19 protein-coding genes are annotated in these 22,029 nt (G+C 54.1%); 10 read left to right on the forward strand and 9 right to left on the reverse strand.

All coding sequences use genetic code 11. The annotated features are described in order from the left end of the window. Nucleotides 1-2: 2 nt before the first annotated feature. From ybiO to rhtA, 6 genes are all read right to left on the reverse strand, one after another. On the reverse strand, nt 3-2,276 hold the full coding sequence (gene ybiO / locus AC790_RS04035) for a mechanosensitive channel protein (RefSeq protein WP_049850977.1): 2,274 nt from the start codon (nt 2,274-2,276) through the stop codon (nt 3-5). Nucleotides 2,277-2,432: 156 nt separating this feature from the next. Further along, a complete protein-coding gene (gene glnQ, locus AC790_RS04040) occupies nt 2,433-3,155 on the reverse strand; it encodes a glutamine ABC transporter ATP-binding protein GlnQ (RefSeq protein WP_007887746.1) in 723 nt (240 codons plus the stop codon). Next, nucleotides 3,152-3,811 (reverse strand): glutamine ABC transporter permease GlnP, encoded by a 660-nt coding sequence (gene glnP, locus AC790_RS04045; protein WP_007887744.1) that lies wholly within the window; start codon nt 3,809-3,811, stop codon nt 3,152-3,154. The genes glnQ and glnP overlap by 4 nt, the downstream gene beginning before the upstream one ends. Before the next feature lie 85 nt (nt 3,812-3,896). Beyond that, complete coding sequence (gene glnH / locus AC790_RS04050) at nt 3,897-4,643, reverse strand: glutamine ABC transporter substrate-binding protein GlnH (protein WP_007887743.1); 747 nt, start codon at nt 4,641-4,643, stop codon at nt 3,897-3,899. Between the two features lie 322 nt (nt 4,644-4,965). After that, nucleotides 4,966-5,469, reverse strand: a complete 504-nt coding sequence (gene dps / locus AC790_RS04055) for a DNA starvation/stationary phase protection protein Dps (protein ID WP_036620516.1) — start codon at nt 5,467-5,469, stop codon at nt 4,966-4,968. 296 nt (nt 5,470-5,765) lie between these two features. Further along, nucleotides 5,766-6,674 (reverse strand): threonine/homoserine exporter RhtA, encoded by a 909-nt coding sequence (rhtA, locus tag AC790_RS04060; protein WP_049850978.1) that lies wholly within the window; start codon nt 6,672-6,674, stop codon nt 5,766-5,768. A 378-nt stretch (nt 6,675-7,052) separates the two neighbouring features. On the opposite strand from rhtA, the gene ompX reads away from it, so the two are divergent. After that, complete coding sequence (gene ompX / locus AC790_RS04065) at nt 7,053-7,562, forward strand: outer membrane protein OmpX (protein ID WP_007887740.1); 510 nt, start codon at nt 7,053-7,055, stop codon at nt 7,560-7,562. 146 nt (nt 7,563-7,708) lie between these two features. Here the strand turns inward: ompX and AC790_RS04070 are convergent, their stop codons facing one another. Then, nucleotides 7,709-7,903: a hypothetical protein gene (locus AC790_RS04070; RefSeq protein WP_049850979.1), complete on the reverse strand. Its 195-nt coding sequence runs from the start codon at nt 7,901-7,903 to the stop codon at nt 7,709-7,711. Between the two features lie 201 nt (nt 7,904-8,104). Between AC790_RS04070 and mntR the strand changes: the two genes are divergently transcribed. From mntR to AC790_RS04105, 7 genes are all read left to right on the forward strand, one after another. Continuing rightward, nucleotides 8,105-8,563 carry a manganese-binding transcriptional regulator MntR gene (gene mntR, locus AC790_RS04075; RefSeq protein WP_007887735.1) on the forward strand — a complete coding sequence of 153 codons (459 nt, stop codon included), beginning with the start codon at nt 8,105-8,107 and terminating at the stop codon, nt 8,561-8,563. Nucleotides 8,564-8,583: 20 nt separating this feature from the next. Continuing rightward, a complete protein-coding gene (locus tag AC790_RS04080) occupies nt 8,584-9,693 on the forward strand; it encodes an SLC13 family permease (protein WP_049850980.1) in 1,110 nt (369 codons plus the stop codon). Between the two features lie 114 nt (nt 9,694-9,807). Continuing rightward, nucleotides 9,808-10,938, forward strand: a complete 1,131-nt coding sequence (locus AC790_RS04085; RefSeq protein WP_007887731.1) for an HlyD family secretion protein — start codon at nt 9,808-9,810, stop codon at nt 10,936-10,938. Beyond that, nucleotides 10,935-12,503 carry a DHA2 family efflux MFS transporter permease subunit gene (locus tag AC790_RS04090; protein ID WP_007887728.1) on the forward strand — a complete coding sequence of 523 codons (1,569 nt, stop codon included), beginning with the start codon at nt 10,935-10,937 and terminating at the stop codon, nt 12,501-12,503. The genes AC790_RS04085 and AC790_RS04090 overlap by 4 nt, the downstream gene beginning before the upstream one ends. Nucleotide 12,504: 1 nt before the next feature. After that, the gene (locus AC790_RS04095; protein ID WP_007887727.1) at nt 12,505-14,034 is read left to right on the forward strand and encodes an efflux transporter outer membrane subunit; all 1,530 of its coding nucleotides are present in this window, start codon (nt 12,505-12,507) and stop codon (nt 14,032-14,034) included. Between the two features lie 415 nt (nt 14,035-14,449). Continuing rightward, the gene (locus AC790_RS04100; RefSeq protein ID WP_007887725.1) at nt 14,450-14,851 is read left to right on the forward strand and encodes an H-NS family nucleoid-associated regulatory protein; all 402 of its coding nucleotides are present in this window, start codon (nt 14,450-14,452) and stop codon (nt 14,849-14,851) included. A 304-nt stretch (nt 14,852-15,155) separates the two neighbouring features. Further along, nucleotides 15,156-16,748 (forward strand): ABC-F family ATPase, encoded by a 1,593-nt coding sequence (locus AC790_RS04105; RefSeq protein WP_007887723.1) that lies wholly within the window; start codon nt 15,156-15,158, stop codon nt 16,746-16,748. A 74-nt stretch (nt 16,749-16,822) separates the two neighbouring features. Here AC790_RS04105 and moeB read toward each other — a convergent pair whose 3' ends face one another. Together moeB and moeA are read right to left on the reverse strand one after the other, a co-directional pair. Next, on the reverse strand, nt 16,823-17,578 hold the full coding sequence (gene moeB, locus AC790_RS04110; protein WP_049850981.1) for a molybdopterin-synthase adenylyltransferase MoeB: 756 nt from the start codon (nt 17,576-17,578) through the stop codon (nt 16,823-16,825). Further along, nucleotides 17,578-18,813, reverse strand: coding sequence for a molybdopterin molybdotransferase MoeA (moeA, locus tag AC790_RS04115; RefSeq protein ID WP_304437688.1), 1,236 nt, complete (start codon nt 18,811-18,813; stop codon nt 17,578-17,580). The genes moeB and moeA overlap by 1 nt, the downstream gene beginning before the upstream one ends. Before the next feature lie 359 nt (nt 18,814-19,172). Here moeA and AC790_RS04120 point away from each other — a divergent pair, with 359 nt between their 5' ends. Together AC790_RS04120 and gsiA are read left to right on the forward strand one after the other, a co-directional pair. Then, a complete protein-coding gene (locus AC790_RS04120) occupies nt 19,173-20,138 on the forward strand; it encodes an isoaspartyl peptidase/L-asparaginase family protein (protein ID WP_049850983.1) in 966 nt (321 codons plus the stop codon). A gap of 9 nt (nt 20,139-20,147) precedes the next feature. Next, nucleotides 20,148-22,004 carry a glutathione ABC transporter ATP-binding protein GsiA gene (gsiA, locus tag AC790_RS04125; protein WP_007887715.1) on the forward strand — a complete coding sequence of 619 codons (1,857 nt, stop codon included), beginning with the start codon at nt 20,148-20,150 and terminating at the stop codon, nt 22,002-22,004. Nucleotides 22,005-22,029 lie beyond the last annotated feature (25 nt).

Here is a 22,029-nt window from a genome sequence, read left to right on the forward strand (position 1 = left end):
ATTTATTGCGCCGGCGGTAGCGCCGGTAAACTGGCAGCGGACGTGATATCGCTGCCGGTTTGCATCACTTCCACCGTTTGATGCGGTGCTTTAATGCCGGCCGCATCAAAGTGCTTCTTCACCTTGTCGTCCAGCGCAAAGCGCACCGTCCACTGTTTCAGCGGCTGGGTGGTGAAGGAGACGCGCACGGTAAAGGATTGATTGGTTAAGCCCACCAGTCCCGCAAAGCTCGGCTCGCCAATCACCATGCCGCGAATGTCCGGATTCTCCAGCAATTCCTGCACCGCACCTTGCAGCGTCGCGTTAACGCGTTCGGTATCTTCACTGCGATCCACATCATAGTTGGCGACGAACGAGCCGATACCGCGCACAAAGTTGGCGAAAGTGGTGATCGATGACCACGGAATAATGTGATAGGCGCCGGTATCCTGGCGTACGCCCACCGAGCGAATGGACATGCGCTCCACTGTGCCAGTGATCGGGCCAATCGTCACCAGATCGCCGGTGTTCATGCCGTTCTCAAACTGGATAAAGATGCCAGTAATGATATCTTTCACCAACGTTTGTGAACCGAATGACACCGCCAGGCCGAGTGCACCGGCACCGGCCAGCAGCGGCGCAATGTTGACCCCGACTTCAGACAGCAAAATCATAATGGTGATGGTGCTAATCACCACCGCCAGCGCATTACGGAACAGCGTCAGCAGCGTGCGGGTGCGTGCGCTGGGCATCGGACGACCGTGCGAATCTGACGCCAGACGGCTTTCGATCAAACTGGCCAGCAGCGTCCAGCCTACCGCCGATAGCAGCACAATCATCACGATGCGAATCAGCACATCCACCATTTTCTGTCCGGCACCGAGGGTCAGCCAATGCCAAAGATCAAACAGATTCCATGCGTTAAGCAGCAACAGCAGCGTGGCGAATACCGTGACTACGCGCGCCAGTTTTAGCAGCGCTTTTATCCAATCATTGACGCGCTTTTGCAGCTCGGGATAGTTGCGGCGCATATCCGGTGAGAGCGTAACGGTCTTGCCGATCCAGCGCGTGAGCATGCCGGAAATCAGCGCGGCGATGACGACGATGGCCAGGCTGCGCACCGTGGCGGACATCATAAACTTTAGGCTGTCGCCGGGATTGAAGATCGAGAACAGGAACAGCGCGATAAAGTAGGCGCTGGCCAGCCAGTGCCACACCATACCGAAGGCGCGGATGAACAGCGCAAAGAAACTCATGCTGCGATCGGCGAGGCGCGACAGTTCGTGATGAATGTTGTTTTTGTTGCGGAAAATCAGCCACAGCGCCCACCCGGTCATGATCCCCATGATCAGCATATTAACCAGCGCAGCCACCTGAATATTGACCTGATTGGAAACAATGGGTACCACCACTAATAAGCCGTAGCCAATAATGCCGCTCAGCCAGCTTAAACGTGTGTTCCAGTAGCTGGCGCGCGCATCCGGTAAGTGGAAGAAGCGCAGCGCGGGGAAACGCGGGCAGAATATCAGGCGCAGTACCGCTTTAAAGAATTCAATCAGCGCAAAGGCGTTGAGGAATAGCCCTTGCTGATAGGCGATGGTGCGGTTGCCGTTGTGATAGTTGTCGCTGATGATCTGGCCGACAAACAGCGTCAGCGCCAGCAGCAAAATATCAAGAATAAACGCCATGAAGATAGTGGCGGGCAGATGCAGCCACTTGGTGCGCTCAAGGTTTTGCTGGCGTCCCCAGCGTCCCATGCGCCGCCACACCGGCCACATCATGCGGCGCGTCAGCCAGTAAAAGGCAAACACCGCGGCAGCGAGGCCGGCAAAGTATTTCAGCGCATTGAGAAAGGTTTGCTGGTTGAAGGCTTTGTGCGGCGCGTTGGTGATGTTGTCATGTAACTTCACAAACTGTGAGGCCACCGCGCCGCCATATTGACGCGTGACGTTGGTGACGCTCTCCAGCACCGTAGGATCTTCCTGATCCGCCTGCGGTGGGGCGAGCACCGGCTGTTCGCTGGTGGATTTGCTGTTAGCGGCCTGGCGTAACTGATCGATCAATTCCTGACGTGAAGCGTTGTTATCCAGAATATTGGCCAGCGCGGCGTAGGCGGCTTTTTTCTCTTCTACGCTGGGTTCACCTTCCACGCTGCTGCTGGCTGGCGTTTGTGACTGCTGTGCTGCCACGGCGGCCTGAGGCAGATTAACCGCCTGCGCCGAAGGCATGAGAAACAGGGTGAGCAAACTGAAGAGTAACCACAGGGTGGCACGACCGGGTGGGCTGGCAGACAACATCGCTTTCTCCTTGAACGGCACAAGAGGGAAGTATAGTCAGTGATGGAAGGTACAGATTCTGAAAGGAAAATTGATTTGTGTGTGGGCTGGTGAGGAAGAAGGTCGTCATCAATGACGACCTTACAGAATCGGTCGCCAACCATGGCGACCTGGCTATCAGGATACGTGCTGCAGGAACTCGCGCAGACGATCGCTCGGCGGGTTGGTGATCAGCTCGTCTGGATTACCATCTTCGGCAATGGTGCCTTTGTCGATGAAGATCAGACGTGAAGCGACTTTTTGTGCAAAGCCCACTTCGTGCGTCACGATGACCATGGTCATACCTTCCTCAGCCAGATCCTGCATCACTTTCAGTACTTCGTGACGCAGCTCGGGATCCAGCGCTGAGGTCGGTTCATCAAACAGCATCATTTTCGGCTTCACCGCCAGCGCACGCGCAATGGCCACACGCTGCTGCTGACCACCGGAAAGCTCAGACGGGAAGTGGTGCGCACGCTCGGCGAGGCCCACTTTACCCAGCAGCTCACGCGCCAGCTTGTGCGCTTCCTCTTTCTTCGCACCGCGCACGCGAATCGGGCCAAAGGCCACGTTATCCAGCGCGCTCATCTGTGGGAACAGATGGAACTGCTGGAACACCATGCCCGCTTCCTGACGAATTAAGCGCTCATCAACTTTTGGGTCATTAACCTTCATGCCATCGACAATCAGGTCGCCGGTGGTGATCTCTTCCAGCTTGTTGATGCAGCGCAGCAGCGTGGATTTACCGGAACCCGATGGCCCGATAATCACCACCACTTCGCCTTGATTGATCTTCAGGTTGATGTCGTGCAGCACCTGAGTCTGGCCGAAATTCTTCGAGACGTTGTTAAATTCAATCACAGAATTTTCATCCTTTTCTCAATACGGCGCAGCACAAAGCTCAACACCAGCGTAATAACCAAATAGATAATGGCAACGGCGCTCCAGATTTCGAGCGCGCGGAAGTTACCGGCGATGATCTCCTGGCCCTGACGCGTCAGTTCGGCCACGCCAATCACGATAAACAGCGAAGTATCTTTGATGCTTACAATCCACTGGTTACCCAGCGGTGGCAGCATACGGCGCAGTGCCAGTGGCATAATCACGTAACGCAGGGTTTCGCGGCGCGACAAACCCAGCGCCAGACCCGCTTCACGGAAGCCTTTATTAATCGACAGCACCGCACCGCGAGTGATCTCTGCAATATAGGCGCCGGAGTTAATCATAATGGTGACCACCGCCGCGCTGAACGGATCGATACGCAGGTCGGGGAACGCCATCGGCAGGGCGAAGTAGATAAACATCACCTGGACTACGATTGGCGTGCCGCGAATCAGTTCGATGAATACCAGTGCGATGTTATTGGTGATCCAGCCGCCGTAAGCGCGCGCAAAACCGGCGACTAAACCGATAATTAAACCGCCGACCAGGCCGAGGACCGAGATCAGCAGGGTCATTTTGGCACCTTCGATTAAAATCGGCAGGGCAGGCCAAATGACGCTCCAGTCAAACTCCATGGTGTGACTCCAAAATCTGTTGCGTGGAAATGTAAAAAGCAGGGAGTTTTATGCTCCCCGCTGGAAAAATCGGCTTAGGCCGCAATTATTTTGGTTCAGTACCGAACCATTTTTTATAGATGGTGTTGTAAGTGCCGTTGTCGCGCAGGGTTTTCAGTGCGCCGTTCACTTTTTCGCGCAGGTCATCGCTGCCTTTCGGGAAGGCGATGCCATATTGTTGTGCTTCAATGGATTCGCCAACCGCTTTGAAGCGGCCTTTACCGGCGGTATTGATGAAGTACAGGATGTTTGGCGTATCGTGCAGCACGGCGTCAGCACGTTGGGTGCCTAACTCCATGTAAGCGTTGTCGATATTCGGGAACTGACGCAGATCTTTCGATTTGATGTGCGCTTTCGCGTAATCAACCGAACCGGTGCCGCTTTTCACTGCCACAACTTTACCGTTCAGATCGTCGATGCCTTTAATGTCTTTTTCATTTTCGCGCACCATTACCAGCAAACCGCTTTTGTAGTAGCCGTCTGAGAACTCGATGGCTTTCTTACGCTCTTCGGTGATGGTGATGCCGGCCAGCGCCAGGTCAATATTTTTGGTTTGCAACGCAGGGATGATGCCGCTGAAATCCATCGGCTTGAAGGTGTAATCCAGTTTCAATTCTTTGGCGACCGCGTCCCACAAATCGATATCAAAACCGACGTATTTATCGCCTTGTTTGAACTCGAAGGGAACGAATGCGGTGTCGGTGGCGACAATCAGTTTTTTGTCTGCTGCGGTGGAAGAAAGGGAGAAGGCCAGCGCCAGCGCGGCCACGGAGACTTTAATCAATGACTTCATCATTTTTTTCCTTATTACCCTTCAGGCCTGATGGCCCGATGTACGGCTTATCATATGAAAAAATTATGCCAACTTTTCATTTTTCACGAAATCAGTCGTTTTAAGCACTTGCTGACACGATTTTGCGCTGCAGAAAAGGGTTGCACCTTATTGGTGCCTTATTTTGGTGCAAGGTGCTGTTGTGGTGCAGGCACAGTGTGCACCATGGGCGGGGCGAGCGAAAGAAGGGTTTAAGGAATTGTTAACGACGTCAAAAAAAGCACCACAATGTTACAGACGTAAAAAAAGGCGGGATGACCCGCCTTTATTGTGAGATTGAAATTTATTCAATATTTGATTCGATGAACCACAGGAATTTATCCAAATCACGCGATGCCGCGGTGAAGATATCAGCGGTATCTTCATCGCTGACTTCAGTGATCGCTTTACGCGTGTCATTCGCTACAATCGCATAACGATCGGCCAGCGCTTTCAGATGATCCTGCACGCTATGAATATTTAGCGGATAGCTTTTAAGTGGTGTTTTGTCGTTGACGATCTGGGTGGTACCCAGCGCCACGCCGCCCAGCTGAACCACGCGTTCAGCAATAGTGTCCTGGTGATCGGTAATCGCCGTACGGAAGCCATCAAGCATCTCATGTACGCCAATAAAGTTAGCGCCGCGCATATTCCAGTGCGCCTGCTTGGTGATCAGCGACAGGTCAATAAACTCCACTACCAGACGGTTGAGCACCTCGATGGTCGCTTTTTTATCGCTGTCAGCGACGTCATTACGGGTGTAAATCAGATCAGACGATTTAGTTTTAACCAGTTTTGCGGTACTCATCATTAATGTCCTCTTATTGATGGTTGTCCTAATCAAGCACGGAAATTAGTATAGCAGCAGTTTTAGACTCTGCAGAGTTGATTAAAACGATGACAGGAATAGATAAACCTTAATGTTGCTCATGGATTGTGCGGTTTTTATTTTACGTTATATAAAACAATGATTTAATTGCGATGTTAATTATTTATTAATCCTGTTGCAAAATAATAACAGAAAATTCTTATTATCGGCCAAAAAATGATAATGAGAATGCGTCTATATTTAACCTGCCTGAAGCAGGCTAAATAGAGGATTATTTATTGCGGATTATTAATATCCACTTCGCTTATTTTCGCGCTTTTTTGTTTCATGGTCAGCGTTGAACCCGCAGAGGCGATAATGATCGCCAGCAACGCAATCCACTGCTGGAGCGTTAACAACTCGCCAAGGAACAGCATGCCCGACAGCGCAGCCATCGCCGGTTCCAGACTCATCAAGGTTCCGAAAATGCGCGCTGGTAGACGCGTCAGCGCCATCATTTCAAGAGAATAAGGAATCGCGCTCGAGAGCAGGGCGATCAGCAGTGCCAAAGGCAGTACTTCCCAGTGCCAGATCCCCGGAGCGGCAAAGGTCAGGCCGAGGGGAACGAAAATCACTGATGCAATCAGCGATCCCATCGCGACCGTTGCCGGACCATGTTCGGCACCCGCGCGCTGACCCGCAAGAATATAGACCGCCCAACAAGCGCCGGCACCGACCGCCAGCAAGGCGCCGAGCGGATCGATGTGGCTCATTCCTGCGCCGATTGGCAGCAGAAACCATAAACCGATCACCGCCAGCAGCACCCAAATGAAATCAAGCGGCCGACGCGCACCGATTAATGCCAGCGTTAATGGGCCAAGAAATTCTAAACCCACCGCGACGCCAAGCGGCACGGTGCGAATCGCCAAATAGAAGAGGTAGTTCATGCAGCCGAGCGCTAAGCCATACATCAGCAGCGGCTTGCGTTGCGCACGCGTGAAGCGTAAACGCCACGGCTTAAAGATAATGCAGAGAATAACGGTGCCAAGTCCCAGGCGCAGTGCGGTGATGCCCGGCGCGCCGACGGTAGAAAAGAGGGATTTCGCTAATGAAGCGCCGCCCTGCAGTGAAAGCATTGCAATAAGAAGTACGGCGATAGGGAACAACACTGGGGCCATATTTTTGGTCGTTGGAGGCGCAGACATCCTGTAATCCATTCCTTTAGGTTTTAACAGCGAAGTAACAAGTACCCAGTGTAAAGGAATCTTCAGCAAATAAGGAGACACGAAGCGGGGAAATAAAAAGCGTTAGTAGTTCAGAATTTGCCCGTTTTCAGGGCCATTTCCGTAAAGAAACGTCAGGTTTTTTTAGGAATATACTTAAACGCATTTTTTGTGATCGGAAATTTTGTTGCAGAAAAATGATGGTTTTTATAAGTAAAATGAATGACATAGGAAACTTCATTAACTTTCTGTTACACCAAACAATCTGTTAGACAACAAATTGCGGGCAGAGTTTCTAGCTGTTTTTTGTTATATTTATAGCGTTGTCAGGAGAGAAGTATATTCACATTTGAGGTGGTTATGAAAAAAATTGCATGTCTTTCAGCATTGGCTTGTGTACTTGCAGTTTCTGCAGGTTCTGCCATGGCACAAAGCACCGTTACCGGTGGTTACGCTCAGAGCGATTATCAAGGCGTTGCTAACAAAGCAAACGGCTTCAACCTGAAATATCGTTACGAAGACGGTACTAACCCACTGGGTTGGATCGGCTCTTTCACTTACACCGAGAAAGATCGTACTGACGCTGGCGTTTATAACAAAGGCCAATACTACGGCGTGACCGGTGGTCCAGCTTACCGTCTGAACGACTGGGCAAGCATCTACGGTGTTGTAGGTGTTGGCTACGGTAAATTCCAGTCTACCGCTCCAGAGCGCCAGAAAGCTGATACCAGCGACTACGGTTTCTCTTACGGTGCAGGTATGCAGTTTAACCCAATCGAAAACGTTGCACTGGACGTGGGTTACGAGCAGAGCCGCATCCGCAACGTCGACGTTGGCACCTGGATTGCTGGCGTAGGTTACAGCTTCTAAGTTCTTGCTTAGACCAGTTGCACAATAAACGGTCCTTCGGGGCCGTTTTTTTATGCGCGCCACTCTGTCATCAATCCCTGTGTGGCGGTTTAAAACACAAAGCCCGCTACATGAGCGGGCTTTGTTAAATTCTGGAGGAGTGGGATTTAGCCGCGCCAGATCAGGTTAGGGCACGGACGTTCAACCAGCGCTTTACCGGATAGCTTTTCAATTAGCATCAAACGCAGCGCAAACGGCGAGCGCGTGAACAGGCACAGCAGCGATTTCAGCTCGAAAGCCGGTTTGCTCTGTTCAGCCTGGAAGCATTTGCCACAGTCGAGGCAGTTTTTCATGGTAGTCATGTTCACCTCCCGAGTGAATTACGACATCTTCTTGTAGCCTTTATACGCTATTCGCTTACATTATCAACAAAGATAGCACTGGCTATACTCTTTAGCCAACACTATTTAGGAAAAATTTGTGCTTATTTGTGCCTGGTTTACAATGAGCGCAGCCAGCCCGCACCGCAGGTAAAGTGCGGCAGAAAATAAAGAGGAAGTTGAATGAGTCGTCGTGCAAAAATCGCCACCAACACGCCCCAGGGGCCGCTGAAAGAGATTGAGGAGCATGTTGAAGGATTTCGCCAGGTGCGCGAAGCGCATCGTCGTGAGCTGATTGACGACTACGTTGAGTTAATCTCTGACTTAATTCGCGAATTTGGCGAGGCGCGTCAGGTAGATATGGCTGCGCGTCTCGGGGTTTCGCAGCCCACCGTAGCGAAGATGTTGAAGCGCCTTGGTACCACCGGACTGGTTGAGCAAGTACCCTATCGCGGGGTGTTTCTGACCGCCGAAGGCGAGAAGCTGGCTGAAGCGAGCCGCGTGCGCCACCATATTGTAGAAACCTTCCTGTTGGCGCTGGGTGTTAGCCCGGAAACCGCGCGCCGTGATTCAGAAGGCCTGGAGCATCACGTCAGTGATGAAACGCTGGCCGTCTTCCAGAAATTTTACGAGAGTCGCTAACTACAAGGCCTTCCGCCATCATGCCCATCCTGCTTCGTTCTTTAATGCGCGATCGTATTTTGCATTTGTTGTTGCTGTTGGGTGTGATTATGTTGCCGCTGGCGAATTTTCGCTGGTCGCAACTGCCTGGTGCCGTTGACTGGCACACCATCATGACGCTGACTGGCCTGTTGATGTTGACGAAAGGGCTGGAGAACAGCGGCTATTTTGATGTGCTCGGTGCGCGCCTGATCCGACGCTTCCAGCATGAACGGGCGCTGGCGCTGTTTATGGTGTGCGCGGCGGCTTTGCTTTCTACTTTTCTTACCAACGACGTCGCGCTGTTTATTCTGGTTCCGCTGACGTTAACGTTGCGGAAATTCTCGCGTCTACCGATCTCACGTCTGATTATTTTTGAAGCGCTGGCCGTCAATGCGGGATCGTTATTGACCCCGGTCGGCAACCCGCAAAATATTCTGTTGTGGAGCCACGGTTCGCTTAGCGTTGGCGGATTTATTGGACAGATGGCGCCGCTAGCGGCCTTTCTGATGCTTACGCTGATGGCGCTGACGTGGTGGAGCTTTCCGGCACGCGCGATTCAAAAGCATCAGCAGAATGAAACCCAGCCGTGGCGCAAGCCGCTATTTGTGATTAGCGTCGCGCTGTATATCGTTTTTATTGTTGCACTTGAAATGAAAATGACCGGCTGGGCGTTACTGCTGGTGGCGGCGTGTTTCCTGATTATGGCGCGCAGCGTATTGATCAGCATCGACTGGAGTTTATTGCTGGTATTTGTCGCGATGTTTATCGATGTATTTTTGCTGATGCATTTATCCTGGCTGCAGCCGCATTTTGCCGCGATTGGCCAATTAGGTGAGGGCGGACTTTACCTGCTGGCGATCGGTTTATCGCAAATCATCAGTAACGTCCCCGCCACCATTTTGCTTTTGCAGAAAGTGCCACCGTCCGAGGTGCTGGCGTGGGCGGTGAATATCGGCGGTTTTGGCTTATTGCCCGGATCGCTCGCCAACCTGATCGCCCTGCGCATGGCGCAGGATGCGCGCGTTTGGTGGCGTTTCCATCTGTTTTCTATCCCCATGCTCGCCTGGTCGATGGCGGGTGGATGGCTGCTGTTGCACTTATTAGCTTAACGGCGGGCCAATGTCGGCTTGTGTAAAGTTGCATTGGCATTTGTCAATTTCCCATCTAAGGTTATGTTGACCGTTTTTGCCCGGAATCGGGACAACTGCCTACGATGAAAAATTATGAGTGAAAACCAGAATCAGCCGTCCGCACGCGATCAGCAAGATCCGCAAAATACATCAACATCCAATCAAGACAACAACGAACCAGAACGTAAACGCCCCGGAAAGAAACCCCTGATAATCCTCGCCGTTGTGGTGGTGATTATGATTGTGGTGGCGTTATGGTTCTGGCTCACCACGCGCAACATTGAAAGTACCGACGATGCCTTTACGGAAGGCAACGCCGTGACCATTGCGCCGAAAGCCTCTGGCTATGTGGTCAAGCTGCTGGTGCGCGATAATCAGCGGGTGAAGAAGGGGGATCTGCTGGTTGAAATCGACGCGCGCGATACCGAAGCGCAGCGCGATCAGGCCAAAGCGCAGCTGGGATTAGCGCAAGCGCAGCTGCATCAGGCACAGGCGCAGTTAGATTTGTCGCGCGTGCAGTATCCGGCGCAGCGTGACCAGGCGCTTGCCGATCAGGCCAAAGCGCAGGCGAACTTATTGAATGCGCAGGCAGATTATCGTCGTCAGCGCGGTGTCGATCCTCGCGCCACTTCACAACGTAATATTGATACTGCCGCCGCTCAGTTGCGTTCAGCTGAAGCACAATTGCAGAGCGCTAAAGCTCAGGTCGAAGTGGCTTCGCAGGTTAAGCTGCAAATTCGTCAGCAGGAAACCAATGTTGAAGCGCGTGAGCAACAAGTTGCCCAGGCCGAAGCACAACTTAACACCGCCGAACTGAATCTCTCGTATACCCAGGTACGTGCGCCCTATGATGGTTTTGTCACTAAGCGTAACGTGCATCTCGGTACGCTGGTGCAGGCGGGCAGCGCACTGTTCTCGCTGGTTTCACCTGAAATCTGGATTAACGCCAACTTTAAAGAGTCGCAGCTGGCGCGCATGAAGCCGGGTAACAAAGTGGAAATCAGCGTTGATGCCTGGCCAGATATGAAGCTGGAAGGGCACGTTGATAGTGTGCAGATGGGCTCGGGTTCACGCTTCTCCACCTTCCCGGCCGAGAATGCCACCGGCAACTATGTGAAAATTGTCCAGCGCGTGCCGGTGAAAATCGTTATCGACAAAGGTTTGGATCCAAATCATCCGTTGCCGCTGGGCCTGTCTGTTGAGCCGAAGGTGACAGTGGAATGAGTGCGAGCGAAAGCTGGCGTCCGGCCAGCAATCCGTGGCTGGTTGCCATCACGGTGACGCTGGCGGTGTTTATGGAGATCCTTGACACCACCATCGTCAACGTCGCACTGCCGCATATCGCGGGTTCGCTCTCCTCCAGCTATGACGAATCCACCTGGGTTTTGACCTCCTATCTGGTCGCCAACGGCATCGTCTTACCGATCTCGGCGTTTTTCAGTCGCCTGTTCGGCCGCAAGCAGTTCTTCCTGATCTGCATCGTGATGTTCACCATCTGCTCCTTCCTGTGCGGCATCGCCACTGAGCTGTGGCAGATCATCTTGTTCCGCGTGCTGCAGGGCTTTTTTGGTGGCGGATTGCAGCCGGTGCAGCAATCGGTATTGCTTGATTACTTCAAGGCGGAAGATCGCGGCAAAGCGTTTGGCCTGTCATCGATTGCCATCATCGTCGCGCCGGTTATCGGTCCGACGCTTGGCGGCTGGATTACGGATAACTACAGCTGGCGCTGGGTGTTCTTCATTAATATTCCGGTGGGCATTTTAACCGTGATGGCGATTTACCAGCTGCTGGAAGATCCGCCGTGGGAGCGTAAGTGGGCGAAAGGTCGCCTGAAGATTGATTACATCGGCATCAGTTTGATCACGCTGGGACTCGGTTGTCTGCAGGTGTTCCTCGATCGCGGCGAAGATGAGGATTGGTTTGCTTCGCATTTTATCATCCTGTTCGCCACGCTGGCGCTGGTCGGTATTGTTGGCGCGATTTACTGGTTACTGTACGCGCGTAAGCCGGTGGTTGATCTCACGGTAATGAAAGATCGCAACTTCTGGGTTGCGGGTTTGCTGATGGCGGGCATGGCGATGATTTTGTACGGCAGTTCGGTGGTGCTTCCGCAACTGGCGCAGCAGGATCTGGGATATACCGCCACCTGGTCGGGGCTGGTGCTGTCGCCCGGCGCGATACTGATTGTGCTGACCATTCCGCTGGTATTGAAGCTGATGCCGATCGTGCAAACGCGCTATATCATCGCGTTCGGTTTTACCTGTCTTGCCAGCGCCTTTTTCTACTCCAGCACGCTGACGCCGGACGTCGATTTCAAGACCCTGGTGATGATGCGTAGCGCGCAGTCGATCGGACTGGGCTTCCTGTTTGTGCCGCTCACCACCATTGCTTTTATTACCGTACCGCAGCGTCTGAATGCCGATGCCTCGGCGCTGTTCACCATGTTCCGAAACGTTGCCGGTTCAATCGGCATTTCGCTTTCCACTGCGGGGATTACGGAACGTATGCAGACACGATCGGCGAACATGGTGCACAACATGTCGCCGCTCAATGAACCTTACAATCTCACGCTACAACACTGGGCCGACTCGATTCGTAATTTCACCACTGCGGTGGGCGATCCGCTGGTGCTGGCGAGCGGGCAGCTGTATCAGGAGATGATCGCCCAGGCGCGTATTCTGGCGTACATCGACGTATTTATGGGCCTGAGTATCGTGGCTTTGCTACTGATTCCATTTTGTTGGTTGCTTTCGCCGATTAAGAGCGAAGGCGGTGCAGGAGCACATTAACATGAACAAGATTTCGCGCTCGACGCCGTCACTGACGCTGCTGGCGCTGTCATTATTGCTGGCCGGTTGCGCCGTAGGACCTGATTACCAGCCGCCGCAGGCGCACACGCCGGGTAGCTACCATGATTTGCCTTCGCAGCAGGCTTCCAAACCGCTGGCGGCGGCGACCAATCCGCTGTGGTGGAAAAGTTTTAACGATCCGCAGCTGGATAGCCTGATTGAGCGTGCGGTTGCCGGCAACTTAACGCTGCAGCAATCGGTACTGCGCATTGCTGGCGCGCGCGAGCAGCTGGCGCAAGCGCGCGGCGGTTTGTTCCCGTCCCTCAACGGCTCGGCAAAAGTCACGCGACAGCAGCTGGGTTTAAAGGGCTTACTGAAGTCTAACGGTGTTTACGATCAGGTAGACAGCGATGTGGCCAACCAGCTGAACGGGTTGGACCATTCCGTTACTCTTTATCAGGGCAGTTTTGACGCCAGCTGGGAGCTCGATCTGTGGGGCAAAGTACGCCGCCAGATGGAAGCGGCGGATGCGCAGCAGCAGGCGGCCATTGAACAGCGCAACGATGCGCTGGTGTCGCTGGAAGCAGAAGTGGCTCGCGCTTATCTGCAGTTGCGTGGTTCACAGGCGGTGCTGGCAACGTTGCAGCAGCAGATCGAGGTGGCGCAGCAAACCTGGGAATTGACGCAAAGCCAGCAGCAAAACGGTCTGGCGCCTACCACGGATGTGGAAAATGCCCGCGCACAGCTGGCCTCACTCAATGCGCAGCTGCCGCAGTATCAGGCACAGCAATTACAGGCCATGAACGGCCTTGCGGTTCTGCTGGGGAAAACGCCAGGCGCGCTGGATAACGAGTTGATGAACCCCAAAGCGCTGCCCGAGTTGCCGAAAATGGTGCCGGTGGGGATTCCGGCGACGCTGGCGCGTCGTCGCCCGGACATTCGTCAGGCAGAAGCGACGTTGCATGCACAAACCGCCAACATTGGCGTATCGGTTGCCGATCTCTTCCCCAGCCTGTCGCTGACCGGGCAACTTGGGGTGCGCAACACCGATGCCAGCTATCTGGATGACTGGAGCAGCCACTTCTTCAGCGTAGGGCCGTCGCTCTCTATCCCCATTTTCCAGGGCGGTCGTTTAGTTTCCAGCGTAAAACTGGCGCGTGCTCAGCAAGCGAACGCGGCGCTCGATTATCGTCAAACGGTGTTGACCGCGCTGCAGGATGTGGAGAACGCGTTGGTGAGCTATCGTGCCGATCAGCAGCAGGTCATCGCACTGGATGAGACCACGGGCGCTCTGCAGCGCGCCTTTGATTTAGCCAGCGACAGTTATCGGCAGGGCATTTCGACCTTTATTGATGTGCTGGATGCCCAGCGTCAACTGTCGCAAGCCAAAGCGCAGTCGACTCAGGCGCGTATGCAAAGTGCGCTCGATCTGGTGGCGTTATATAAAGCGCTCGGCGGCGGTTGGGAACCTTATCAAAACGTCAACCTGCCGGACTATTCTGTGTTTGGCCCGGCAACAGAGGTGCATTAATTTTACTTAGTAGCCGGTTAACCACCGGCTTTTTATCGCCACGATAAGTAAAAATGAGATTTCTCTCCCATCCTCGGCAATATAATAATCCCCTATGAAAATAGGGCCTGCGTTACACCATTAATCCTTTTTTACCTTTATGCTCAGTTATGCTGCACAGCACAATAGCTGCTAAATGATTGTTTAATACCTGGGAATATTGGTTTGAAATCGATTCCAGCTGCAACATAAGCAACAACCAAGGGTTGTTAATTCAGGGTTAATTAAAGGCGATGCGGCGCTTTTAAACCTCAACGTAAGAAATATGTAAGCAACTTCAGATTAATCCAGGCAATAAAATTAATTTATTTTTTTATTTGAATTAGGTAATCTTGCCACTACAGTTTATTTAACCCCCTTAAGCAAGGACATTGTGATGAGTGACGCATTTAAAGTTCTGAACAACATTCGCACATTACGTGCGCAGGCTCGTGAACTGCCATTGACCGATCTGGAAGAGATTCTGGAAAAATTAACCGTCGTTGTGACTGAACGTCGCGACGAAGTAAATGCAGAAGAAGCACAGAATCGCGAAAAAGAAGAGAAGCTGTCTAAATATCGCGAAATGCTGCTGGCTGACGGTATTGACCCGAACGAATTACTGGGTGCTCTGGAAGTGGGTAAAAAGCGCGCCAAGCGTGCACCGCGTCCAGCGAAATATTCTTACACTGACGAAAACGGTGAAGAAAAATCATGGACTGGCCAAGGCCGTACCCCAGCTGCGATTAAGAAAGCACTGGATTCAGGTAAAAGCCTCGACACTTTCCTGATCAAATAATCCGCACAATCCTTGTAAGTGGGAGCCGAAGGCAAATGTCTTCGGCTTTTTTTATTTATTTAAATACATTTTACCTCGCGCCCGGGCACATTAGCTGCACACGCTGGTCTCGTTCACTCAACGGCGTAAGATTCCAGGGACTCGCCCGCTTGCGGCCTTGCTATCGCGCAAATTATTTTGCGTATGCGCTCAACATGTTCAGCTCATTACACGCTCTGCTTCTGGCGCAGAGGTGGCGTCAGGGTGCCCGCTTCTGGCATAATGCCCGCTGTTTTTCCTCCACTGCGTAACAAAGGTCAATGCCGTGTTAGTTTCCAGCAATATCACCATGCAGTTCGGCAGTAAGCCGCTGTTCGAGAATATCTCCGTTAAATTTGGCGGCGGTAATCGTTACGGTTTAATCGGTGCGAACGGCAGCGGTAAATCAACCTTTATGAAAATACTGGGCGGCGACCTGGTTCCAACAGGTGGAAATGTTTCCCTCGATCCTAATGAGCGTATCGGTAAGTTACGCCAGGACCAATTTGCCTTTGAGCAATATAGTGTGCTGGACACCGTGATCATGGGCCACAATGAATTGTGGGCAGTGAAGCAAGAGCGTGACCGTATATATGCCTTGCCAGAAATGAGCGAAGAGGAAGGCTATAAAGTGGCCGACCTTGAAGTCGAATACGGTGAAATGGACGGTTACAGTTCGGAATCACGTGCCGGTGAATTATTACTGGGCGTGGGCATTCCCGTGGAGCAGCATTACGGCCCGATGAGTGAAATTGCGCCGGGCTGGAAATTGCGCGTGCTGTTAGCGCAGGCATTATTTGCTAATCCCGATATTTTGTTGCTCGATGAACCGACCAACAACCTGGATATAGATACCATTCGTTGGTTGGAGCAAGTGCTCAACGAACGTAACAGCACCATGATCATCATTTCGCATGACCGTCATTTCCTGAATATGGTTTGTACGCACATGGCGGATCTGGATTACGGCGAACTGCGCGTTTATCCGGGTAATTATGACGAATATATGACCGCGGCGACGCAGTCGCGCGAACGTTTATTATCGGATAATGCGAAGAAGAAAGCGCAAATTGCCGATCTGCAATCGTTCGTTAGCCGCTTTAGCGCCAACGCCTCTAAATCCCGTCAGGCGACTTCGCGTGCTAAGCAGATTGATAAAATTAAGCTGGAAGAGGTGAAAGCCTCCAGCCGTCAAAACCCGTTTATCCGTTTTGATCAGGATAAGAAGCTGTTCCGTAATGCGCTGGAAGTTGAGGCGCTGACCAAAGGTTTTGATAACGGTCCGCTGTTTAATAAGCTCAACCTGATGTTAGAAGTCGGCGAGAAATTGGCGATTCTGGGTGCTAACGGTATCGGTAAAACCACGCTGTTGAAAACGCTGATTGGTGAACATACTCCCGATAGCGGTACGGTGAAATGGTCTGAAAATGCACGCATCGGTTATTACGGTCAGGATCATGCGGAAGACTTCGCTGAAGATCTGACGGTATTTGACTGGATGAGCCAGTGGAAGCAGGAAGGCGATGACGAGCAGGCGGTGCGCAGCGTTCTCGGTCGTCTGCTGTTTGGTCATGATGAGATCAACAAGCCCGCTAAGGTGCTGTCCGGTGGTGAGAAGGGCCGCATGCTGTTTGGCAAGCTGATGATGCAGAAGCCGAACATTCTGATCATGGATGAACCGACTAACCACCTGGATATGGAATCGATCGAGTCGCTCAACATGGCGCTGGAAATGTACGAAGGCACCTTGATCTTCGTCTCGCATGACCGTGAGTTTGTGAGCTCGCTGGCCACGCGTGTGATGGAGATGAAAGCCGATCGTATTGTCGACTTCACGGGTAACTATGAAGATTACCTGCGCAGCCAGGGTATTGTTTAATCTCTGCATCGCCAGGTGCGCATCAATGCGCACCTTACTGTAATGAAGGTCGCCCTGGAGGCGGCCTTCATCATTTACGGCTTCCCACAAACTTCACAATGCGCATCCTGCGCGACTTTCATGCTGCGGAATTCCGCGCTCATTGCGTCATACATCAGTAAGCGCGCGCTGGCTGGTTTGCCAAACTCCGTCAGCACCTTTAGGGTTTCCATCGCCTGCATCGCGCCGATCACACCCACCAGCGGTGCCATCACCCCGGCTTCTACACAGCTCAACACCTGATCGCCGAATAAGCGGCTGATGCAGCGATAGCACGGCTCGCCGGGCTGCCAGGTAAATACGCTCAGCTGGCCTTCCATACGAATCGCTGCACCGGAAATCAGCGGGACCTGGTGCTGGAAACAAAGGCGATTGATTTGCTCGCGCGTAGTGACGTTATCGGTGCAATCTACCACGGCATCGTGGCGGGCAATCAGTGCGCTGAGCTGCGTATCATCTAACTGCGCATCAATCGGCTCGAGCTGGCAGTGCGGATTAAGCGCCGCCAGCGGCTGCTGTGCCGAGGTGACTTTCGCCACGCCAATTTTTGCATCGCTGTGCAGGATCTGCCGTTGCAGATTGCTCAGGCTCACGGTATCGAAATCGAGCAAGGTGAGATGGCCCACGCCTGCCGACACCAGGTAAGGTGCCGCCGCGCAGCCCAATCCGCCGAGGCCAATCAGCAACACGCGTGCCGCCTTGAGTCTCTCCTGGCCATCAAAATCGAAGCCACGCAGCACAATCTGGCGGTTATAGCGCAGCATCTCATCATCGCTCAACTCCACGCTCATTAGCCCTCCAGCAGGCTGTTGAAGGCTTCAATTTCTACCCACTCGCCGGGCTCAACGTCACCGCGATCGCGCTCGAGCACCACAAAACAGTTGGCCAGCGCAAAGGAGCTGAAGACGTGCGAACCCTGCGCGCCGGTGCTGCGCACTTCCAGCTCGCCGTCGTCACCACGGCTGAAAATGGCACGCTGGAAGTCGAGACGACCCGGGGATTTCTTCAGGCGTTGCGTGGCGCGCGCGCGTTGACGCAGCGGCATGATGCGCGTGGTTTGGCCAGTGAGCGTCGCCAGCAGCGGCTGTACCAGCTGATAGAACGTCACCGCTGCCGAGACCGGATTACCCGGCAGGCCGCAGAACCAGCTGTTTGCCAGCCGTCCGAAGGCAAAGGGTTTGCCCGGCTTGATCGCCAGTTTCCAGAAGGTGATAGCGCCCAGCTCCTCCAGCATCGCGCGGGTGAAATCGGCCTCGCCGACCGACACGCCGCCGGTGCTGATCACCACATCGGCCTGACGATCGGCTTCGGTAAAGGCGGTACGCAGCGCCGCCTGGTCGTCAGCAATCACGCCAAGATCGATGACTTCGCAGCCCAGTTTGTTGAGCATCAGCGCGACGGTGAAACGGTTGGTATCGTAAATCTGGCCGGCGGCTAATGGCTGACCCACCGCCTGCAGTTCATCACCTGTCGAGAAGATCGCCACACGCAGTTTACGCAGCACGCTCACTTCGGCGATGCCCAGCGACGCCAGCAGCGGCAACTCGGCGGCACCAAGGCGCACACCGGCATCCAGTACCTGTTTTCCCGCCTGAATATCTTCGCCGATGCGGCGGATATTTTGCCCTTCCTGCAGCGGTGCGGTAATCACAATGCCGCCGTCGCGCTGCTCGGTTTGCTCCTGCATTACCACGGCATCACAACCGGCGGGAATCGGCGCGCCGGTCATAATGCGAATCACGCTACCCGCTGGCCACTCACCGTTAAAGGGCGCACCGGCGAAGGCTTTTCCCGCCACCGGCAACACGCGATCGGCTGCGCTATCCGCCAGACGAACGGCGTAACCGTCCATGGCTGAGTTATCAAAAGAGGGCACATCGAGCGGTGAGTTAATCGGTTTAGCGGTGATGCGCCCGGCGGCTTCAAACAGCGAAACGTTCAGCGAATCGCTAATGGGCGTTAACTGCTGCAGCATCTTTTGCTGCGCGTCTTCGAGGGAGATTAATCCTGCGGTAAAAGGTTCCATGTCCATCTCTGCCTGGTTAATTTCAGATGCGGTCTATTATGGGTAATGCGTGGCCGTTAAGCGAGCGCGCACGTTACTCATTCACCGCACATTCCATAGCGGCGCGATTTATCGCGCAATAAGTTGCGCCGCTACGCTGCGTGCGATCGGTGATATCGGTTGTCTTGGTTTGCAACTATCAAGTGAGTAAACCCATCGCGACCAAAAAAGCATAATCCACAATAAAAGGTTATGACCATGAAGACAGTTTCTGCTTTACAAGATGAGGGGGGCTTTCTATAGTCGAAAATTGCCAAAAAAAGATGAAAACCATTCTAAATCAGTGTTTTTGGTTCTGATTCCTTTACAGGGTACCGGTTATGGCTAAAGCAGTTATCGCAATTCACGGCGGTGCCGGCGCGATTACGCGCGCGGCAATGAGCGCCGAAAAAGAGCAGCACTATCGTCAGCAACTCACCGCAATCGTTACCGCAGGCCAGCAGATTCTCGCGGCGGGTGGCAGTGCACTCGATGCGGTGACCGAAGCGGTTCGCTTGCTGGAAGAGTGTCCGTTGTTCAACGCCGGTAAAGGTGCGGTGTTCACCCATCAAGGCACGCACGAACTGGATGCCAGCATCATGGATGGTCGCACGCTCGATGTGGGGGCGGTTGCGGGCGTCAGCCACATTCGTAATCCTATCCTCGCCGCGCGTAAGGTGCTGGAAAATAGCCCGCACGTGCTGTTTATCGGGGCGGGCGCAGAAGCCTTCGCTGCCGAGCAAGGCTTAGAACCGGTTAATGCCGATTACTTCTCCACGCCCGAGCGCTGGGAGCAGCTGCAACGCGCGCTGCACAGCCAGCAGATGGTGCTCGATCATGATGGTGAAGCTAACAGCCACAGCGATGATCCGCTGGACCCGGATCGCAAATTTGGCACCGTGGGTGCGGTAGCGCTCGATCTTCAGGGTAATCTGGCGGCCGCCACGTCAACCGGTGGCATGACCAACAAACAGGCCGGTCGCGTCGGCGACTCACCGCTGGTGGGCGCAGGTTGCTATGCCAGCAACGACAGCGTGGCGGTCTCCTGTACCGGCACCGGCGAAGTGTTTATCCGTACGCTCGCCGCCTATGACGTGGCGGCGCAGATGCATTACGCCGGACGCTCGCTGCAGCAGGCCACTGCCAATGTCATTCACGACAAAGTGCAGGAACTGGAAGGCAGCGGCGGGCTGATCGCCATTGACGCCGCAGGCAATGTGGCGCTGCCGTTTAACAGCGAAGGTATGTATCGCGGATTCGCCTATGTTGAGGGTGACGTTGAGGTAGCGATTTACCGCGACAGCTAAGGAGCAGGCATGACGGACCAACAGCTGCAGTTTGCGCCGGAGCAGGTTCTGGCGGTGCGCGATCTTAACGTGCGCTTCGAGCATGAAGGGCGCATTACCGAAGCGGTGCGCAACCTGTCGCTCGACCTGCATCGCGGTGAAACGCTGGCGCTGGTGGGTGAATCGGGATCGGGCAAATCCGTCACCTCGCTGGCGCTGATGCGTCTGATTCAACAGGCCGGTGGCGATGTGAGCGGTGAAATTCAGCTGCGTCGCCGTAATGGCGAGGTGCTGGATGTAATGCGCGCTTCCAGCGGTCAGATGCGCAAGGTGCGCGGCGCCGATATGGCGATGATCTTTCAGGAGCCGATGACCTCGCTTAACCCGGTGTTCACCGTCGGCGAGCAGATAGCGGAATCTATCCGTCTGCATCAGGGGAAAAGCCACCAGCAGGCGCTGGCCGAAGCGCGCCGCATGCTCGATCTGGTGCGTATTCCGGAAGCACAAAATGTGCTGGGGCGCTATCCGCATCAACTCTCCGGCGGCATGCGTCAGCGCGTGATGATCGCGATGGCGCTGTCGTGCAAACCGGCGCTGCTGATTGCCGATGAACCCACCACCGCACTCGACGTCACGATTCAGGCGCAGATCCTGCAGCTGATCCGCGTGCTGCAAAAAGAGATGCAGATGGGGGTGATTTTTATCACCCACGACATGGGCGTGGTGGCAGAGATGGCCGATCGCGTGCAGGTGATGTATCGCGGTGATGTGGTTGAACGCGCGCCGGTGCAGCAGCTGTTTGCCGATCCGCAGCAGCCCTATACCCGCGCGTTACTGGCAGCGGTGCCGAAGCTGGGCGCGATGCACGGCCAGGCGTTGCCGGCAAAATTCCCCTTACTGCATGCCAACGGCCGCGAAGAGCGGGCTCAACCGCAGGATACGGTACGCCACGATCGCCCGCCGATTTTACAGGTCCGCGATTTAGTTACGCGTTTCGATATTCGCGGCGGGTTGCTCAATCGCGTTAAGCGCCGCGTGCACGCGGTGGAGAAAGTCAGTTTTGATCTCTACGCCGGTGAAACGCTGGCGCTGGTGGGCGAATCCGGCTGTGGTAAATCCACCACCGGACGTTCACTGCTGCGGCTGGTGGCCAGCCAGGGCGGCACTATTACCTTTGACGGCCAGCGCATTGATGCGTTGCAGGGCAATGCGCTGGCGTCGCTGCGCCGCGATATCCAGTTTATTTTCCAGGATCCTTACGCCTCGCTCGATCCGCGGTTGACCGTAGGTTTTTCCATTATGGAACCGCTGCTGGTGCATCAAACGATGGATCGCCGTCAGGCGGAGAAGCGCGTTGCCTGGCTACTGGAACGCGTTGGCCTGCTGCCGGAACATGCGCAGCGCTATCCGCACGAATTCTCAGGCGGTCAGCGGCAGCGCATCTGCATTGCTCGCGCGCTGGCGCTCAATCCTAAAGTGGTGATCGCCGATGAATCGGTGTCGGCGCTGGATGTATCGATTCAGGCGCAGATCATTAATCTAATGCTCGATTTGCAGCGTGAGTTTGGTATCGCCTTCTTATTTATTTCGCACGATATGGCGGTGGTGGAACGCATCAGCCATCGCGTGGCGGTGATGTATCTTGGACAGATCGTGGAGATGGGACCGCGCCAGGCGGTGTTCGAACAGCCGCGTCATCCTTACACCAAAAAACTGATGGCCGCGGTGCCAGTGGCCGATCCGGCCCACCGGCATCGTGAGCGGGCGCTGATGGTGGATGAGATCCCCAGCCCGATTCGCCCGCTGGGTGATGAGCCGGAAGTGGCGCCCTTACTGGAAGTGGCACCGGGCCATTTTGTCGCCCGCCACGCTATTAGCGGCGCCTGAGCAGCAACCAATCGCACATCTTCAG

Origin of the sequence: Pantoea sp. RIT-PI-b, assembly GCF_001187905.1 — a bacterium.
Taxonomy (GTDB): Bacteria; Pseudomonadota; Gammaproteobacteria; order Enterobacterales; family Enterobacteriaceae; genus Pantoea; species Pantoea nemavictus.

Excerpts from the sequence above, each read along its gene's own strand:
- ybiO (WP_049850977.1), bottom strand. The coding sequence starts at position 2,276 with ATGTTGTCTGCCAGCCCACCCGGTCGTGCCACCCTGTGGTTACTCTTC.
- glnP (WP_007887744.1), bottom strand. The coding sequence starts at position 3,811 with ATGGAGTTTGACTGGAGCGTCATTTGGCCTGCCCTGCCGATTTTAATC.
- glnH (WP_007887743.1), bottom strand. The coding sequence starts at position 4,643 with ATGAAGTCATTGATTAAAGTCTCCGTGGCCGCGCTGGCGCTGGCCTTC.
- dps (WP_036620516.1), bottom strand. The coding sequence starts at position 5,469 with ATGAGTACCGCAAAACTGGTTAAAACTAAATCGTCTGATCTGATTTAC.
- rhtA (WP_049850978.1), bottom strand. The coding sequence starts at position 6,674 with ATGTCTGCGCCTCCAACGACCAAAAATATGGCCCCAGTGTTGTTCCCT.
- ompX (WP_007887740.1), top strand. The coding sequence starts at position 7,053 with ATGAAAAAAATTGCATGTCTTTCAGCATTGGCTTGTGTACTTGCAGTT.
- AC790_RS04070 (WP_049850979.1), bottom strand. The coding sequence starts at position 7,903 with ATGACTACCATGAAAAACTGCCTCGACTGTGGCAAATGCTTCCAGGCT.
- mntR (WP_007887735.1), top strand. The coding sequence starts at position 8,105 with ATGAGTCGTCGTGCAAAAATCGCCACCAACACGCCCCAGGGGCCGCTG.
- AC790_RS04080 (WP_049850980.1), top strand. The coding sequence starts at position 8,584 with ATGCCCATCCTGCTTCGTTCTTTAATGCGCGATCGTATTTTGCATTTG.
- AC790_RS04085 (WP_007887731.1), top strand. The coding sequence starts at position 9,808 with ATGAGTGAAAACCAGAATCAGCCGTCCGCACGCGATCAGCAAGATCCG.
- AC790_RS04090 (WP_007887728.1), top strand. The coding sequence starts at position 10,935 with ATGAGTGCGAGCGAAAGCTGGCGTCCGGCCAGCAATCCGTGGCTGGTT.
- AC790_RS04095 (WP_007887727.1), top strand. The coding sequence starts at position 12,505 with ATGAACAAGATTTCGCGCTCGACGCCGTCACTGACGCTGCTGGCGCTG.
- AC790_RS04100 (WP_007887725.1), top strand. The coding sequence starts at position 14,450 with ATGAGTGACGCATTTAAAGTTCTGAACAACATTCGCACATTACGTGCG.
- moeB (WP_049850981.1), bottom strand. The coding sequence starts at position 17,578 with ATGAGCGTGGAGTTGAGCGATGATGAGATGCTGCGCTATAACCGCCAG.
- moeA (WP_304437688.1), bottom strand. The coding sequence starts at position 18,813 with ATGGAACCTTTTACCGCAGGATTAATCTCCCTCGAAGACGCGCAGCAA.
- AC790_RS04120 (WP_049850983.1), top strand. The coding sequence starts at position 19,173 with ATGGCTAAAGCAGTTATCGCAATTCACGGCGGTGCCGGCGCGATTACG.
- gsiA (WP_007887715.1), top strand. The coding sequence starts at position 20,148 with ATGACGGACCAACAGCTGCAGTTTGCGCCGGAGCAGGTTCTGGCGGTG.